We start from the raw sequence: 17,109 nt of genomic DNA on the forward strand, positions 1-17,109 counted from the left end.
TCTCTGCATGACCGGCCAAGTCCACTTCCTGCCTGCCGACGCACAGGGCGTGGCCCGCGTGGTGTTCGACCACCCGGGCAAGCTCAACGCGCTGAACGCGCAGATGTGGCGCGAGCTGCGCACCGGATTCGACGCGCTGGCCACGCAGCCCCAGGTGCGCGTGCTGCTGCTGCAGGGTGCGGGCGGCGCCTTCGTGGCGGGCGGCGACATCGAGGAGTTCCCGGCCTTCCGCTTCCAGGCCGACACGCTGGCCCACTTCCACGAAGAGCTGGTGGCACCGGCGCTGGAGGCCATGTGGTGGTGCGACCTGCCGATGGTCGCGCAGATCGAGGGCGCCTGCGTGGGCGGCGGGCTGGAGATCGCCGCCTGCTGCGACCTGCGCCTGTGCGGCGAGGCCAGCCGCTTCGGCGTGCCCATCGCCAAGCTGGGCTTTCCGATGGCGCCCCGCGAGATCGAGATCGTCGCCCGCGTGATCGGCGAGACGGTGCTGCGCGAGCTGCTGCTCGAAGCCCGCGTGCTCAACGCCCAGGAGGCCCGCGAGCGCGGCCTGGTGACCCGCGTGCTGCCGGACGCCCTGGTGGCAGACGAGGCGCTGCGCTGCGCCAGGCAGATCGCCCGCCTCTCGCCGCAGGCCATGAAGCTCAACAAGCAGGCGCTGCGCCGCTTTGCCAGCGGCCCGCCCAGCCAGCGCGCCGAGCGCGAGCCGCACTACGCCTACGCGCCCTCGGCCGAGCACCGCGAGGGCCTGGCCGCATTCAACGAAAAACGACCGGCGCGCTTCGACGCTCCGGCCCAAGAACCCCCACCTTCCAGCGAATCCTCATCATGAGCCAGCACACCCTCTTTGCCGCGCTGCGCGCCGGCTTCCCCGCCGACCTGGACGGCATTGCCATCGAAACCATGGACGGCCCCGGCGCGCCACTGCACTACACCTGGCGCGACCTGGACCATGCCAGCGCGCGCATCGCCAACCTGCTCGATTCTCTGGACCTGCCGCCAGCCAGCCGCGTGGCGGTGCAGGTCGAAAAAAGCGTGGAGGCGCTGATGCTCTACCTCGGCGTGCTGCGCGCCGGCCACGTCTTCCTGCCGCTGAACACCGCCTACCAAGCCGGCGAGATCGAATACTTCCTGGGCAATGCCGAGCCGGCGGTTGTCGTCTGCTCGCCGCAGAACTTCACCTGGGTCAGCCGCCTGGCCTTCCAGTGCGGCAGCAGCCATGTCTACACACTGGGCGACAACCGCAGCGGCACGCTGCTGGACCGCGCCAGCTTCCACCTGGACAGCCACACGCCAGCCCAGCCCGCCGAGGATGACCTGGCCGCCATCCTCTACACCAGCGGCACGACCGGCCGCAGCAAGGGCGCGATGCTGACGCAGGGCAACCTGCTGTCCAACGCGCAGACGCTGAAGGCCTACTGGGGTTGGCAGGCTGGCGACGTGCTGATCCACGCGCTGCCCATCTTCCACGTGCATGGCCTGTTCGTCGCCATCCATGGCGCGCTGCTGAACGGCAGCAAGATGATCTGGCTGAACAAGTTCGACCCCAAGGCCGTGCTGGCCAAGCTGCCCGAGGCCACCGTCTTCATGGGCGTGCCCACGCTGTATGTGCGGCTGCTGGGCGAGGCCGGGCTGAACAAGGACGCCTGTCGCCACATGCGCCTGTTCATCAGCGGCTCGGCGCCCTTGCTGATCGAGACCTTCCAGCTCTGGCAGCAACGCACCGGCCACACCATCCTGGAGCGCTACGGCATGAGCGAGACCGTGATGCTCACCTCCAACCCCTACCGCGCCGAAGACGGCGAGCGCCGCGGCGGCACGGTCGGCTTCCCGCTGCCCGGCGTGGGCCTGCGCGTGCTGGACGATGCGGGCCAGCCCATGCCGGCTGGTGAGATCGGCGGCATCCAGGTCAAGGGGCCCAACGTCTTCAAGGGCTACTGGCGCATGCCGGAGAAAACCGCCGAGGAGTTCACCGCCGACGGCTGGTTCAAGACCGGCGATGTCGGCAAGGTGGACGCGGCCGGCTATGTCAACATCGTCGGCCGCAGCAAGGACCTGGTGATCAGCGGCGGCTACAACGTCTACCCGGCCGAGATCGAGGGTTACCTGAATGATCTGCCCGGCGTGGCCGAGAGCGCGGTGATCGGCGTGCCGCACCCGGACTTCGGCGAGGCGGTGGTGGCCGTGGTCGTGGCCCGGCCCGGCGAAGCACCAGACGCAGCGGCACTGATCGCGGCGATGAAGGGCCAGATCGCGGCATTCAAGGTGCCCAAGAAGGTCTTCGTCGTGACCGAGCTGCCGCGCAACACCATGGGCAAGGTGCAGAAGAACCTGCTGCGCGAACAGCACAAGGGCTTGTTCGTGGCAGGCTGAACCACGCACGGGATGCTCCGGCTTCCCCTGGGGCCGCTGCCCATGCAGAATGGCCCGAACAGGAGATCCACCGACGATGCGGATGACCCGTTGGGACCTTGCCTTGCTGGCATGCTGGGGCACCACTGGCGCCGCGCTGGCCGCCGGCCCCGCCGTCCCCGTCATCCCTGCGGCGGACACACCCGCCGCACCGCCCGCGGCCTCCAGCTGGTCAGACTGCGTCGCCCACCAGCCGCCACTGAGCTGCGCCGACGCGCGTGAACCCGCCGCGCTGGCCCTGGCCGGCGAACAGCGCGCCAAACGCGAAGACGACACGCTGACATTGCAACTGTTCGGCCCTGGGGAGCCGGCGCTGGTGCTGATCGACCAGCCCGCCGCCCCGCGTGCCGCGAGCAGCCCCGCCGTCTCGGCCGGCGGCCTGCGCTACCGCCTGCTGGGCCCGCTGGAACATGCCGACGCCTGGCTGGTGGCCCAGGTCGCCGCCGGGGACGACACCCGTGCACCCCGGCTGCGGCTGTTCAGCGCCGGCAACCCCGCCGGTCTGCTGCTGGCCGACTGGCCCTGGGTGGCGCCCAACGGCCGCCTGATCGTTGTCGTCGACAGCCCGGAAGGCGGCCATGCGCCCGGCAGCGTCACGCTGCTGCAGAAGGCCGGCCCCCGCTGGTCGCAGGTTTTCCGCTACGAGCCTGCCGCGAGCACGCACCTCTATTTCCGCAGCTGGCGCGCCGACAGCGCCGCGCTGCGCCTGGATTGGCAACGCAGCGGCCCGAACTGCACCGGCGCAGCACAAGGCACGCTGCAACTGCGCGACGGCCCCTACGGCTGGGATTTCCTGCCTGAACCACCGTCAGCCTGCGCCAACAATCCGGTGGACCGCAACTGAGCCTTGCTCGCGCGTCCATCAACCGCGCTCAAGCGCCGCCCCTTCGGCAACAACGCAAAAACGCAAAAACGGCCCAAAGCCCGACATCACCCGACCTGTCAACTCTGGCAGATAGGCGCTGAAGGCCGACCTCACTACAGTCCGCCACGCACAACACCACCTCGCCAGCGCGGACCTCTCGGTGCGCAGGGGTGAACCACCGAAAGTTGTGTGCAGTTTCGAAGGCAGCCACGACGGACAGTTGTTGTTCATCGCGCCCCGCCATGTCGCAACACTCGTTGGGAGCCCCCATCCATGCCCTCCGAAGCATCGCGCCCCCGCTCGGGCCGAGGCCTGCAAAGCCCACGCCCATTCGGTCATCTTTTTGATCGCCTGCCCGGGGCCCGCACACCCCATGGCCTGCAGGCCCGAACCACCCACGAGCAGCTCCATGACCTGCGCAGCGCCGCACAACTGGCGCTGCAGGTCGAGTTTTCGACCATACCCGTGTACCTCAGCGGCCTGTACTCGATTTCCGACACCGGTTCGAAGGCCTACCAGGCGCTGCGCAGCGTGGTCATGGAAGAGATGTTCCACGTCAACCAGGCCGCCAACCTCGTCGTCGCACTGGGCGGCCAGCCGCGCTTCACGCAAGCGTTCGCGCCCGTCTATCCCGGCTACCTGCCGCACGCAAACGAGAACACCACGCCCTTGCTCGGGCTGTACCGCGCATCGATCGACGTGTTCTCGAACGTCTATGCCGCCATCGAGACGCCCGCGCCCTGGGATGCGCCAGCACAGGGCGACCACTACGACACGATCGCGCAGCTGTACCAGTCGCTGGTGAATGCGATCGAAGCGTTTCCGGGCGACCCCTTCAGCGCCAAAACGCCCGAGTTCCGGCAGCGCACCGACGTCTACCTGGGCAAGTTCGGCGGCAAGGTGATCGAAGTGCGCGACAAGGCCAGCGCCCTGGCCGGCATCGACCAGATCGTGCGCCAGGGCGAAGGCAAGGTACCTGCCGACCAGCCCCTGGTGGCGCGCCAGCCCTATGGCGCCTACAACCAGTACGGCATGCGCAGCGATGGCACCTACGGGCCCATCCTGGGCACGCCCGAGGAGCTGAGCCACTTCATGAAGTTCCGCGAGGTTTCGCTGGACCTGGCGAACTTCCCGCCCACCCTGCCCGCCACCTCCAACCCACGGCTGGAGGACTTCTCCAATCCCGAAGCGCTGAGCCTGGCCAAGACCTTCAACCAGCACTACAGCGTGATGCTGCGCGGCTTCGAAAAAACCTTCATGCGCGGCGAGCACGACCCCTTCTTCGGCGTCGTGCTCAACCTGATGCACGAGGTGCTGCCGAACCTGGCCATCTCCTTGATGAACACGCCGGCCCATGCCAATGGCGACAGCGCGGTCGGCCCCAACGCCGCGCCGACCTGGAGCTGGGACGAAGGCGCCGACACGCGCACGCTGGCGCACGGCTTACGGCAGGAAATCCTCAAGGCGCCCAGCGGCAGCGTGCGCGCGGCGCACCTGGTGCGCGCGATGCGCGGCCTGGACAAGCTGGCTGCCACCGGCGCCGGCCATGTGCTTTGAACCGGAGGCAAGACCATGAGCAACTACAAGATCTACCCGAGCATTGGCGTGGCACGCGTGGGCAATGCGCCGGCCAAGTTCTACATCGGCCCCGAGGCCTATCGGGGCCTGCCGACGCTGCCCGACGGCGCGCCCTTCACCGAGCGCGACTTCCGCGACGACCAGGGCCGCATGTGCCGCCAGGCGGCGCGCTTTCGCATCTACCGCGAAGGTCCGGACGGCGCCGAAGAGATCACCCTCGGCACGCCCGGCATTGCGGCCATCACCTGGACGGCCCACATCGCGAACAAGAAGGCGAGCTGGTACACCTTCGTGACCAACGAAGGCGAACAGGGCTACGCACCCAACCACCCGCTGCGCAATGCCGCAGAGCCGGACCGCAACAAGCTGATGATCGACGCCGGGCCGCGCACGATCGCCGGGGCCGCGCAATCCGGCGTGCATTTCGATGCGGCGAGTGCACCGCCGGACTACCGCGGCGTGAACTTCCCGCCCGGGCCGCTCAACCCGACCGGCGAGACCATCGCCAGCCTGGGCGAATTGCGCACGGATGACGCCGGGCGCCTGCTGGTGCTGGGCGGATTCGGCATCTCGGGCACGCCCTCGCCCGATCCGAAGATCCACGACTACGCCAACAACGACGGCTGGTGGGACGACACCTCGGACGGCCCCATCTTCGCGGTGATCCGGCTGACCGATGGCACCGAGGTCCAGGCCGATGCCTCCTGGGTGCTGGTGGGCCCGCCTTCGTACGCGCCGCAGATCCCCAACCTGGTCTCGCTGTGGGACACCATCTTCGACGCCGGCGTGCGCGCGGGCAAGGTGCCGCAAATCCTCGACCAGGGCCTGTGGAAGTCCGGCCCCTCGGGCTACCGGCCCAACTTCCAGACGGAGATCCAGCCGCTGCTGGAGCGCGGCACGCTCTACCCCTGGGTGGCGGCCATCCCGCCCAAGCCGCACAGCTTCAACTTCGCGCAACTGGGCACCGTGCCCAGCTCGCCGGACAGCGATGAGTACAAGGGCCTGCGCACCTGGATCCTCGACGTGCTGCGGCCACCCAGTTCGGAGAACGTCATCGTCGGCAACAGCAGCGGCAGCAGTGGCCGCACGATGATGCCGTACCTGGCGGGCGACAACTGCCTGATCCCCGGCACGCTCACCTCCAAGTACCTGCGGGTGACGGACACGCAGTTCTTCTTCCTGCAGCAGTGGGCGGCCGGATGGTTCTCCAACGAAGCACCGTCTCCCGAGTCGCCCATCGGCCTGACCCGCAACGTGCTGGAAAACTGCGTCGGCGGTGCCTTCTCGCCGGGCATCGAGATGGGCTGGATCTCACGCAACACGGCCATCTACCAAGCCGACGACCCGCTGCGCATCAACGCCTGCCCGGTGCTCGAGGGCCCGCTGAGCGCCGGCTTCGACCCGGCCCGCATGCAGCCCGGCGACATCTGCCGCTACATGGCCGTGCCGTGGCAGGCGGACTTCAACGAATGCTCCTCGCAGCCCATGGACGGGCGGGTCATCTGGTGGTGGCCAGCGCAGCGGCCGGAGTTCGTCTACCTGGAGCCGCCCGCACCGCGCGCCGCGGGCCTGGCCGCCGCCCCACCTCCACCAGGGCAGCACAGCGGCGCGCAGGTCGCCTGGGTCGGCACGGACTTTGACCAGCTGCGCGACGACTTCATCTCCTTCGCCGACGATGTCGACATGGTGAAGTACTGGCAAGGCTTGGGCTTCGTGATGGAAAAGACCGTGCAGGGCGAGCTGCGCTTCGTCGAGGTCGCCCGCACCTTGCCACGCCCCTTCTTCCCGCCCGCCGCAGGTGACGCCGCTTGACGTGCTGATCTGCGGCGCAGGGCCGGCGGGTTGCGCCACGGCCCTGGCGCTGAGGCAGGCTGGCGTGCGAGACGTGGGCCTGGTCGACTGGCCGCTGGCGCGCCCTTGGGCCATCGGCGAGTCGGCCACGCCGGACGTGGGGACCATGCTTTCGCGGCTGGGCCTGCCCGGCGCGATGCAGGCGCACGCCCCCTACCAGGCCAACCTGTCGCTGTGGGGGGAACAGCGGCAGATCGACGACTTCCTCCACCGCGGGCAAGGCAGCGGCTGGCACCTGGACCGCCAGGCCTTCGACACCATGCTGCGCGAAGCCGCCGTGGCCCAGGGCGTGCGCCTGATGCGGCCGGCCAAGATCGACCAGCTGGCCTGGCAAGGCGCAAGCTGGGTGCTGCGCCTGAACGACGGCAGCACATGGCGCCCGCGGGTGCTGGTGGATGCCAGCGGCCGGCGTGCCGAGCTGGCCACGCGCCTGGGCGCCACGCGAAGGCAGGTCGATGCGCTGGTGGCGCTCGGCGCCATCGTGCCGCGGCCGGCGGCAGGCGGCCTGGCGGGCCTGTCACTCATCGAGCCCGTCTCTTTCGGCTGGTGGTACGCCGCGCCATTGGCCGGTGAACGTGCCGTGGTCTGCCTGATGACGGACCGCGATCTCGCCCAAGCGCATCGCCTGCGCTCCGGCGACCGCTTCCACCAGGCCTGGTGCAACACCGAAGAGCTGGTGCGCCGCCTGCCGCCGCCCGAGCGTGCGCCGGGGATCGCCAGCTTCCCGGCCCACAGCGCCTGCCTGGATCGCGCCACGGGCCCGGGCTGGATGGCGGTCGGCGATGCGCTGATGGCCTTCGACCCGCTCACCTCGTCGGGCATCTCGGGCGCGCTGGCCGATGGCCTTGCCGCGGCCGAAACGCTGGCCGCCTGGCTGGCCGGACAGCCCATGGCGCCATCGGGGCGGGCCTGGGCGCAGCGCGCCGACACCAGCTGGCGGCGCTATCTCCAGCAACGCCGCATGCACTACGCAGCCGAACGCCGATGGCCGGACAGCCCGTTCTGGTCGGCCCGGCAGACCGCACCGCCCCCCGATCCACCCCCCGCGAACTCACCGCGAGTCGAGTGAATCGCCGGCCTGAGCTGGCCGCACGTGTCGGTGGCCACGCTCAGGCGCATGGATCAGTGACGCGATCTCGGAGGGTGGTTCGGCGTATTCGCCGAACCGGGTGACCCATTCACTCGTCGTCGTCGTTGCTCTGGGCGGGCTGCGGGGCCGGCTGCGCGGTCATCGGGCGGGGTTGAGCCAATGGGCCCTGACCCTGCGGGCCGTGCACGCCACCGACGCCAATCGACAGCACCGGCCGGGCCGGCGAGGCCGCGGCCACGGCAGGCTCCGGCAGGTTCAATTCGGCGCTGACCGGGCCGCCCTTGGGGCCCAGCTGGGCCGAACGCTTGCCAACCGACAGCAGCACCGTGTCACCATCGACCACCGCGCCGGTGCGCCAGGCCCTGGCCGGCTGGTCGCCCACGGCGATCAGGGCCACACCGGGACCGGTATGGCCGGCGGGCGCCACGACGCCCAGCAGCTTGAAGCGGTCGCTGGCGTCTTCGGGCTCCTCTTCGGCCGCGGCCACGACCACCGTGCCCAGCAGCCGGCTCAAGTCGCCGCCCTGGGGCACGACCTGCCGGGTCGCCTGCGCGTTGTCGGGCAAACCACGGGCATGGGTGAACAGTTTCAGGCCCCAGAAGAGCCCGCTGGCAGCCACCAGCGCCCACACCACAAACGTTAATAATCGCGAAGCCATCGGGCGATTATCATGCAAGCCCACCCCTCGCCCGACGGCCCACGAGGCCTCTTTACCGACATGTCTGCCATGCCCCGATCACCCCTCCGCCCAAATGGCCTGAAAGGCCTGCGCCAAGCGGCGCAAAAGGGTTTCACGCTGATCGAGCTGATGGTGGTGCTGGTCATCATCGGCGTGCTGGCCGCGCTGATCGTGCCCAACGTGCTGGACCGCGCCGACCAGGCCCGCGTCACCGCGGCCCGCACCGACATCGGCGCCCTGATGCAGGCGCTCAAGCTCTACAAGCTGGACAACCAGCGCTACCCGACCGCCGAACAAGGCCTGGACGCGCTGGCGCACAAGCCCACCGTCGGCCAGATCCCGCCGAACTGGCGCCCCTACGTCGACAAGCTGCCGGATGACCCCTGGCACCGCCCGTACCTGTACGCCAACCCCGGCGTGCAAGGCGAGATCGACGTCTTCAGCCTGGGCGCCGACGGCCAGAACGGCGGCGAAGGCACCGACGCCGACATCGGCTCCTGGCAATAAGCGGTGCTGCACCGGCTGCCGGTCGCACCGTCTCTCGTGGCACCGCATTGACCTCGACCCGCGGGCCTGCCCGTTTCTCTCCTGATGGCCGTCACGGCCTCCAGCGCGGTTTCACGCTGCTGGAGTTGATGATCGTGGTCGCCATCATTGCCATCGCGATGGGCATCGCCTCGCTGTCGCTGCGCGACCGGGCGGCCAGCAAGCTGGAGGAAGAAGGTGCTCGGCTGAGCGCCTTGCTCGAAGGCGCCCGCGCCCGCTCGCGCTCGATGGGGCTGGAAGTGACCTGGCTGCCGCGCAGCGATGGCCCGGGCTTCAACTTCCTCGGCCTGCCCGACAGCATCCAGTTGCCCACCCAATGGCTGGACGAAAGCACCCGGGCCGCAGTCGTTGGCGGTGGCCCGCTGCGGCTGGGGCCGGAACCGGTCATCGGCGCGCAACAGGTGGTGCTGCAGCTCGAAGCACGCCGGCTGGTGCTGGCCACCAATGGGCTGGGCCCGTTTGTGCAGGTGGATGCGGCCAACGCGGCGGTGACGCCGTGAACCCCAGGGCAGCGCACGGCTTCACGCTGGTTGAAGTGCTGGTGGCGGTCGCCATCGTGGCCATTGCGCTGGCAGCCGGCAGCCGGGCCGGCGGCTCGCTGCTGAACAACGCCCAGCGCCTGACCTCGGTCACCGAGGCCCAGTGGTGCGCCGACAACGAGCTGACCGCACTGAAGCTGGCCCACCGCTTCCCCGACATTGGCGAGAGCACGGGGGAGTGCACGCAGCTGGCAAACACCTACCGCAGCGTGGTGCGGGTGCAGGCCACGCCAAACCCGAATTTCCGCCGCGTCGACGTGGTGATTGCCAACGACAGCGGCCAGCAGCTGCTGACGCAGTCCACCGTGCTGCCGCGTTACTGAGCGCAGCATGTTCCAGATGTACCCGCGCCCTCCTTCTTCTGCACCGCAAGGTCGCGCCGCGCCTGGCTTCACGCTGATCGAGGTGATGGTCGCGCTGTTCATCATGGCCATCCTGGCCGCGATGGCCTGGCAAGGCATGGACGGCCTGGTGCGCGTGCGCGATGGAGCCCAAGGCAGTGCCGAGCGCACGCTGCAGATGGCCACCGTGATCTCGCAATGGGAGCAGGACCTGCAGCAACTGCAGGCCAGCCCCGGCGCGCCGCCGCTTCGCTTCGACGGCAGCGCGCTGCGCCTGACCCGGCGTGCGCCGGACGGCCTGATGCTGGTCGTCTGGACGCGCCAGGACAACACGCTGTACCGCTGGGCCTCGCCGCCGGTGACCAAGCTGCAGGACCTGCAGGAATGGTGGATGCGCAGCCAGCAGTGGAGCAGCCTGCGCGACAGTGCCCTGCCGATGCTGACCGAGCTGAGCAACTGGCAGGTCTTCTACTACCGCCAGGGCGACAACAGCTGGAGCAATGCGCAGTCCAGCGGCAACCGCACGACGAAGTCCACCACGACGACGAACACGCAACCGATGGATGATAAGAGCGCGGGAACCGGGGCTGGTGATGCAGCAGCTGCGGCTGCGGCTGCGGCTGCGGCTGCCGCAGCGGCAAACGCTAGCAGCGACGACGATGACCTGCCGCAAGGCGTGCGCCTGGTTCTGAGCCTGCCGGCAGGCGTGCTGACCCGCGACCTGCAGTTGCAAGGCACGCAAGGAAGCGGCGGATGACCGCCCAACACCTCAACCGCCACACGCAACGCGGTGCGGCCCTGCTGCTGGCGATGCTGATCGTCACGCTGGTCGCGACGTTGGCGGCAGGCATGGTCTGGCAGCAATGGCGGGCCATCGAGGTCGAAAGCGCGGAGCGCGCGCGGGCGCAGTCGGCCTGGCTGCTGGGTGGCGCACTGGACTGGGCGCGGCTGATCCTGCGCGAGGATCAGCGCGATGGCGGCGGCGATGCCTTGACCGAGCCGTGGGCCACCGGCCTGGCGGAAATCCGGCTGTCGACCTTCCTGGCGGCCGACAAGGACAACACCCAGGACACCGGGCTCGACGCCTTCCTGTCCGGCGACATCGTCGATGCGACCTCGCGCTACAACCTGCGTAACCTGGCCAACGACGACGAAGAACAGGCCAAGCTTCAGTTGCTGGCCTTCACCCGGCTCTGCGACACGCTCGGGCTGCCCGTGGGGGTGGCGCAGCGCATCGCCGAAGCCATGGCGGTCTCCAGCGATGCGGAAGATCTGGTCGACGGTGGTCAGAAGGCCCAGGCCAGTGCGCCGATCCGGCCCCAACGCGTGGCCCAGCTGCGCTGGCTGGGGCTGGATCAAGCCACCATCGACAGGCTGACGCCCTACGTGACCATCCTGCCAAACACAACCACGGTGAACCTCAATACCGCCTCACCCGAGGTGCTGATGTCGGTGATGGAAGGGTTGGACCGCTCCAGCGCGCAGCGCCTCGTGCAGCAGCGCGCGCAGCTGAAAAAGGGGTTCGATTCGGTCGGCTCAGCGGCCAAGGCGCTGGGCGACAAGTTCAGCACCAATGCCACCGCATGGGGCAAGGTGGCCGGCATCGCCAGCCAGTACTTCGAAGTCACCGGCCAGCTGCGCTACGAAGACTCGGTGCTGCGCGAGATTTCGCTGGTCCAGCGGCAGGGGGCCGAGGTGCGCGTGCTGTGGCGCGAGCGCCTGTCCAAATGAAGCGCCAGACCCACTCCCCACAAACGTGGGCCGGCGCCGCTCCGGCTCGCGCCACAATAGCGGGTTGCAGGGCACCGGCGTGCCCACGCCGGACGGCCATCCGCCTGCCCGGCGGCTCGCCATGCCTGTTGCCTGATACCCCCATGCCTTCCGCGTCGAGTTTCCGCCGTCCATGTCCACTCTGATCGTCCAGTTGCCAGCCCAGCCCCGGCTGGCCGCCCAGCAAGCCGAGCCGGCGACGCTGGGTGAGCCCGCGGACGTCGCGTTTGCCTTCAGCGCCGACGGCAGCCACGTGACCCGCCAGGGCCGCGCCGCGGTCGCCGAGCTGCCGCAGGCGCAGCAGGTGGTGGCCGTGCTGGCACCGGCCGACGTTGGCTGGCACCACGCGATGCTGCCCAAGGCCCCCGCCAGCCGCATGCGCCAGGCCCTGGCCGGCGTGCTGGAAGAGGCCCTGCTGGAAGACGAATCCGAACTGCACCTGGCGCTCGCCCCGGGCGCCAGCGCCGGCAGCCTCGGCTGGATTGCCGCGCTGAACAAGCCCTGGCTGGCCGGCCAGCTGGCCAGGCTGGAAGCCAGCGGCCTGACGGTGGACCGCGTGGTGCCCGCCTGGGTGCCCGAAGGCCCGCCGGCCGGCCACGTCTACGAAGACGACAAGGGCCTGCAACTGGCCTGGCGCGACGAGCAAGGCCCCCTGTGCCTGCCGCTGGACAGCCCGGCCACGCGCGCGCTGCTGGCGCGCCAACCGGCCGACGTCAGCATTGCCTGGTCGGCCAGCCCCGGTGGCGCGGCCGAAGCGGCCCGGCTGGCGGGTGCACCGGTGGCCTCGCAAAGCGACACCGAATTCCTGCAGCAGGCCGCGCGCAGCGGCTGGAACCTGCGCCAGTTCGACCTGGCGGCCCAGCGCCGCGGCCAGCGCGCCTTCAACGAGGCGCTGGCCAACGCGCTGCACGACCCGAGCTGGCGCTGGGTGCGCGGCGGGCTGGTGCTGCTGCTGGTGCTGCAACTGGTGGGCGCCAACGTCTGGGCCTGGCAGCAGCGCAGCGCGCTGGCGCAGCGCAAGCAGGCCATGAACACGCTGCTGCAGACCACTTTCCCGCAGGTGCGCGGCGTGATCGACGCGCCGCTGCAGATGCAAAAGGAAATCGACCTGCTGCGCACCGCCTCCGGCAAGCCCGGTGATGGCGACCTCGAAACCCTGATGTACGCGGCGCAGGCCGCCTGGCCGGCCTCGCGTGGCCCGGCCAACGGGCTGCAGTTCGAAAACGGCCGGCTGACGCTGGAGAGCCCGGGCTGGAGCCCGCAGGAAACTGAAGCCTTCCGCAACCATCTGCTGGTCATGGGGCTGGACGCCGAAACCAGCGCCAACGGCCCCATCGTGACCCGCGCCAAACCTGGCAGCCGGCCGCCGACCGGCGCTGGCGGCGCAACGGGCGCCACCGGCACAGCGGGCGCACGCCCTGGCGGCAGCCCCGGCGCGGCTGGCGGCTCGCCCGGCCTGCCACCGGGCGCAGCCCCGAACGCTCAGCGCCCGGCAGGCGTTGGCGAGAGCGGCCCGATGCAGATGCGCCAGCCGGTGGGCATGCTGCCGCAGCCCGGCGGCAAGCCGGCCGGCCCGGTGATGCGCCCGATGGGCGGCCCCGAACCCAAGCCCGGTGACGACGAGGACGAAGAATGAACCGCAGCGTTTCGACCAACGCCGCCCTGCAGGCCCGCCTGGCGCCGCTGCAGGCCCGCTGGGTGGCGCTGTCTGCCCGCGAACGCCAGCTGGTGCTGGTGATGGGCATTGCGCTGGCGGTGCTGCTGGTCTGGCTGATCGCCGTACGGCCGGCCTGGCGCACCTGGCGCGAGGTGCCGGCACAAGCCGCCGAGCTGGAACTGCAGTGGCTGCAGATGCAGGCCCTGGCCAGCGAAGCCGGCCAGCTGAAGGGCCAGGCGCCCGTCAGCACCGCCGACGCCAGCGCTGCGCTGAAGGCCTCGGTCACCCGGCTGGGCAACCACGGCACGCTGGCACTGCTGGGCGACCGCGCCACGCTGACGCTCAAGGCCATGCCGCCCGAAGAATTACGCAGCTGGCTGGCCGAGGCCAGGCTGGCAGCGCGTGCACGGCCGGTGCAGATGAAGCTCTCGCGCGCCGATGACGGCCTGAGCGGCACGCTGGTGCTGCAGTTGCCAGGCTCACCTTGATGCGCAAACCGGTGCTGCCCTCGCCTGCGGCCACGCACACCGCCGCGCACACCGCCGCGCGTTTGCGCCGGCTGGCCCGGCGCCCGCGTGCGCCGGCCAGCGCGCAGCTGGCGCGCGGCGGGCTGAGCCTGGGCGGCATGCTGCCGGGCCAGGCGCAAAGCCGCGGCTGGCTGTGGAGCGGCGCGCTGGTCGGTGGGCTGCTGGCATTGGCGTCCCAGCTGCCGGCCTCGTGGCTGGCCGGCTGGGTGGCCGGTGCCACCGAGGGCCGGCTGCAACTGGCCGAGGCCGAGGGCACTTTGTGGCATGGCAGCGCCTTGCCGGTGCTGACCGGCGGGCCGGGCAGCAAGGACGCGCGCGTCATGCCTTCGCGGCTGGCCTGGCGGCTGTCGCCGCTGTGGCTGGGCCTGGGGCTGCAGCTGACGCAGCCCTGCTGCATGGCCGGCGGCGCGCGGCTGGAGCTGCGCACCGGTTGGCGCCGCATGCAACTGACGCTGACGCCACTGAGCACGGCCAGCGGCGCCGGTGGCAGCGACACCACGCTGGGCCAATGGCCTGCGGCCTGGCTGGAAGGCCTGGGCGCACCATGGAACACCGTCAAGCCTGGCGGCCAGTTGCGCCTGGCCAGCCCGGGGCTGACGCTGAGCCAGCAGGCCGGCGGTGCCTGGCAGGTCCAGGGCAGTGCCGAGCTGCAGCTGCTGCAGACCTCGTCCCGGCTCGCGCCGGTCGACCCGCTGGGCAGCTACCGCATCTCGCTGACGGCGCCCAGCCAGCCTGGCCAGCCGCCGGTGGTGCAATTGCAGACGCTGGAAGGCGCCTTGCAACTGCAGGGCCAGGGCGAACTGCGCCCGGGCGGCCTGCACTTTCGCGGTGATGCGCGCGCCGCGCCGGGGCAGGAGCCGGCATTGAACAATCTGCTGAACATCATCGGGCGGCGCCAGGGTGCGTCGTCCGTCATTTCGATCGGGTGAACATGACTTCGTCGCAGCCTCAAAACGCCATGCGCAGCACGCGCGTCCAGCAGCCCGGTGCCAGCCGCACGCGCGCTGTCCGCCGCCTGGCGCCGCTGGTCGTGGCCATGAGCCAGGCTTTCTCGGCCCTGGGCGTGACCGGCGCCGCCTTCGCGCAGGACAACACCGAGCCGCCGATGCCAGCCACCCGCGCCAAGGCGCCGGTCACGCTGAACTTCGTCAATGCCGACATCGAGGCCGTGTCGCGCGCCATCGGCGCGATGCTGGACCGCCAGATCCTGGTCGACGCCCGGGTGCGCGGCCAGATCACCGTGACCAGCGAAAAGCCGCAGCCGCCGCTCGAAGCCTGGCGCAGCTACCTGGCTGCGCTGCGTGGCCTGGGCTTCACGGTGGTGGAAAACGCCGGGCTGCTGAAGGTGGTGCCCGAGGCCGAAGCCAAGCTGCAGGCCGGCACCGTCTCGGTGGGTGCGCCCACGGTGCGTGGCGACCAGATCCTGACGCAGATCTTCCGCCTCAACCACGAGAACCCGAACAACCTGGTGGCCGTGCTGCGGCCGCTGATCAGCGCCAACAACACGATCAACGCGAACCCCGGCAACGGCTCGCTGATCATCACCGACTACGCCGACAACCTGCAGCGCCTGGCCAAGATCATTGCCGCGCTGGACCAGCCGGCGGCTTCCGAAGTGGAAGTCATCCCGGTGAAGTACGCGCTGGCCGCGGACCTGGCGCCGCTGGTGCAGAAGCTGACCGAGACCGCGACGGCAGGCGTGCCCGGTGCCGCCGCCGTGTCCGGCTCGGCGACCTCGGTGATGGTCGAGCCGCGCAGCAACTCGCTGATCGTGCGTGCCGCCAACCCGACGCGCCTGAACAATGCGCGCTCGCTGATCGAGAAGCTGGACAAGCCGATTCCCGGCGGCGGCCCGGCCGGCAACATCTGGGTCGTCTACCTGAAGAATGCCGACGCGGTGAAGCTGGCCGAGGTGCTGCGCGCCGCGATGGCCAGCGGTGCGGCCTCGGCCAGCAGCGCGGGCGGCACCAACAGCAGCGGCCTCACCGGCCTGTCCGGCGCCAGCCGCCCGACGCCGGCCCAAAACCAGCCCACCGGCATCCAGACCAGCGGCACCAGCAGCGGCCAGAGCAGCGTGGCGAGCACGCCTGTCTCGGCCTCGGCCGGACCGTCCACCGGCGGCCAGATCCAGGCCGACCCGTCGACCAACTCGCTGATCATCTCGGCGCCCGAAGCCGTCTACCGCCAGATGCGCCAGGTCATCGACCAGCTCGACACGCGCCGCGCGCAGATCTATGTCGAAACCATGATCGTCAAGGTCGACGCCGCCAAGGCTGCCGAATTCGGCATCCAGTGGCAAGGCGTGATCGGCAGCACCAAGAACAACACCATTGGCTACGCCGGCACCAACTACGGCAACGGCGGCAACAACCTGCTGAACCTGACGCTGGCCCAGGTGGCGGGCTCCGCCGCGACGACGACGGCTGCCAGCAGCGGCACCTCCACGGTGCCGGGCCAGGGCCTGAACCTGGGCATCCTGAACAGGATCAACGGCGTCTTCACGCTGGGCGCGCTGGCGCGCTTCCTGGAGAGCAACACCGGCGCCAACGTGCTGTCCACGCCCAACCTGGTGGCGCTGGACAACGAGGAAGCCAAGATCGTGATCGGCTCGAACGTGCCCTTCACCACCGGCAGCTTCACCAACACCGGCACCGGCAATGGCGCGGTCAACCCGTTCCAGACCATCGAGCGCAAGGACGTCGGCATCACGCTGAAGATCAAGAGCCAGATCGGTGAAAACGGCACCGTGCGCATGACGATCTACCAGGAGAGCAGCTCGCTGCGCCAGGACGGCTCGCAGATCACCGACAAGAGCTCGATCGAGAGCACCGTGGTGGTGGACGATGGCCAGACCATGGTGCTGGGCGGCCTGCTGAAGGACGAATACGGCGACTCCGAAGGCCGCGTGCCGGGCCTGGCCAGCATCCCGTGGGTGGGCAACCTGTTCCGCAACGAATCGCGCACCCGCACCAAGAGCAACCTGATGCTGTTCCTGCGCCCTGTCGTGCTGCGCACGCCGGGCGCTGCCGACGCCGTCACCGTGGACCGCTACGACGCGATTCGCGCGCTGCAGCAGAACAGCCAGCCCAACCCGGACTTCATCGCGCCGATCACCGACTCGCCCATCATCCCGCAGCGCATGCCGGGCAGCGGCGCGCCGGCCTCGCCGATCACCACGCCGCCGAATCCGCCCGAAGGCCCGAACGCGCCCGCCGCGCCGGCCCCTTCCAGCAACTGAGCGCAGACCAGGCACCTGA

General features: G+C 70.1%; 16 protein-coding genes. 15 read left to right on the plus strand and 1 reads right to left on the minus strand.

Annotation, left to right across the window (positions count from 1 at the left end; translation table 11 throughout):
- Positions 1–7 precede the first annotated feature (7 nt).
- The 6 genes from AC3WR5_RS15560 (at position 8) to AC3WR5_RS15585 (ending at position 7,772) form a co-directional block, all read left to right on the plus strand.
- Positions 8–829, plus strand: a complete 822-nt coding sequence (locus AC3WR5_RS15560; RefSeq protein WP_231010197.1) for an enoyl-CoA hydratase/isomerase family protein — start codon at positions 8–10, stop codon at positions 827–829.
- The gene (locus AC3WR5_RS15565; RefSeq protein ID WP_492485637.1) at positions 826–2,370 is read left to right on the plus strand and encodes a malonate--CoA ligase; all 1,545 of its coding nucleotides are present in this window, start codon (positions 826–828) and stop codon (positions 2,368–2,370) included. The genes AC3WR5_RS15560 and AC3WR5_RS15565 overlap by 4 nt, the downstream gene beginning before the upstream one ends.
- Positions 2,371–2,446: 76 nt before the next feature.
- Positions 2,447–3,253, plus strand: a complete 807-nt coding sequence (locus AC3WR5_RS15570; RefSeq protein WP_231010196.1) for a hypothetical protein — start codon at positions 2,447–2,449, stop codon at positions 3,251–3,253.
- Between the two features lie 294 nt (positions 3,254–3,547).
- Complete coding sequence (locus tag AC3WR5_RS15575; RefSeq protein ID WP_492485638.1) at positions 3,548–4,831, plus strand: ferritin-like domain-containing protein; 1,284 nt, start codon at positions 3,548–3,550, stop codon at positions 4,829–4,831.
- A gap of 15 nt (positions 4,832–4,846) precedes the next feature.
- Positions 4,847–6,664 (plus strand): LodA/GoxA family CTQ-dependent oxidase, encoded by a 1,818-nt coding sequence (locus tag AC3WR5_RS15580; protein WP_492485639.1) that lies wholly within the window; start codon positions 4,847–4,849, stop codon positions 6,662–6,664.
- Entirely contained in the window at positions 6,651–7,772 is a 1,122-nt protein-coding gene (locus tag AC3WR5_RS15585; protein WP_492485640.1) for a tryptophan 7-halogenase, read from the plus strand. The genes AC3WR5_RS15580 and AC3WR5_RS15585 overlap by 14 nt, the downstream gene beginning before the upstream one ends.
- Before the next feature lie 109 nt (positions 7,773–7,881).
- Here the strand turns inward: AC3WR5_RS15585 and AC3WR5_RS15590 are convergent, their stop codons facing one another.
- Positions 7,882–8,451, minus strand: coding sequence for a type II secretion system protein N (locus AC3WR5_RS15590; RefSeq protein ID WP_492485641.1), 570 nt, complete (start codon positions 8,449–8,451; stop codon positions 7,882–7,884).
- A 69-nt stretch (positions 8,452–8,520) separates the two neighbouring features.
- Here AC3WR5_RS15590 and gspG point away from each other — a divergent pair, with 69 nt between their 5' ends.
- The 9 genes from gspG to gspD all read left to right on the plus strand — a co-directional run bounded on the left by gspG (position 8,521) and on the right by gspD (position 17,090).
- Positions 8,521–8,979 carry a type II secretion system major pseudopilin GspG gene (gspG, locus tag AC3WR5_RS15595; protein WP_211361555.1) on the plus strand — a complete coding sequence of 153 codons (459 nt, stop codon included), beginning with the start codon at positions 8,521–8,523 and terminating at the stop codon, positions 8,977–8,979.
- 47 nt (positions 8,980–9,026) lie between these two features.
- On the plus strand, positions 9,027–9,518 hold the full coding sequence (locus AC3WR5_RS15600) for a prepilin-type N-terminal cleavage/methylation domain-containing protein (protein ID WP_492485642.1): 492 nt from the start codon (positions 9,027–9,029) through the stop codon (positions 9,516–9,518).
- Positions 9,515–9,880 carry a type II secretion system minor pseudopilin GspI gene (gene gspI / locus AC3WR5_RS15605; RefSeq protein ID WP_492485643.1) on the plus strand — a complete coding sequence of 122 codons (366 nt, stop codon included), beginning with the start codon at positions 9,515–9,517 and terminating at the stop codon, positions 9,878–9,880. Before AC3WR5_RS15600 ends, gspI begins: the two co-directional genes overlap by 4 nt.
- Before the next feature lie 7 nt (positions 9,881–9,887).
- Positions 9,888–10,655, plus strand: a complete 768-nt coding sequence (locus AC3WR5_RS15610; RefSeq protein WP_492485644.1) for a PulJ/GspJ family protein — start codon at positions 9,888–9,890, stop codon at positions 10,653–10,655.
- Complete coding sequence (gene gspK / locus AC3WR5_RS15615; RefSeq protein WP_141290205.1) at positions 10,652–11,629, plus strand: type II secretion system minor pseudopilin GspK; 978 nt, start codon at positions 10,652–10,654, stop codon at positions 11,627–11,629. Before AC3WR5_RS15610 ends, gspK begins: the two co-directional genes overlap by 4 nt.
- A gap of 172 nt (positions 11,630–11,801) precedes the next feature.
- Positions 11,802–13,304 carry a type II secretion system protein GspL gene (gspL, locus tag AC3WR5_RS15620; RefSeq protein ID WP_492485645.1) on the plus strand — a complete coding sequence of 501 codons (1,503 nt, stop codon included), beginning with the start codon at positions 11,802–11,804 and terminating at the stop codon, positions 13,302–13,304.
- Complete coding sequence (locus AC3WR5_RS15625) at positions 13,301–13,813, plus strand: type II secretion system protein M (RefSeq protein ID WP_492485646.1); 513 nt, start codon at positions 13,301–13,303, stop codon at positions 13,811–13,813. Before gspL ends, AC3WR5_RS15625 begins: the two co-directional genes overlap by 4 nt.
- Positions 13,813–14,781, plus strand: a complete 969-nt coding sequence (gene gspN / locus AC3WR5_RS15630; protein WP_492485647.1) for a type II secretion system protein N — start codon at positions 13,813–13,815, stop codon at positions 14,779–14,781. Before AC3WR5_RS15625 ends, gspN begins: the two co-directional genes overlap by 1 nt.
- Before the next feature lie 29 nt (positions 14,782–14,810).
- On the plus strand, positions 14,811–17,090 hold the full coding sequence (gspD, locus tag AC3WR5_RS15635) for a type II secretion system secretin GspD (RefSeq protein ID WP_492485648.1): 2,280 nt from the start codon (positions 14,811–14,813) through the stop codon (positions 17,088–17,090).
- Positions 17,091–17,109 lie beyond the last annotated feature (19 nt).

The sequence above is a fragment of the Ideonella sp. FW305-24 genome, from assembly GCF_058788035.1.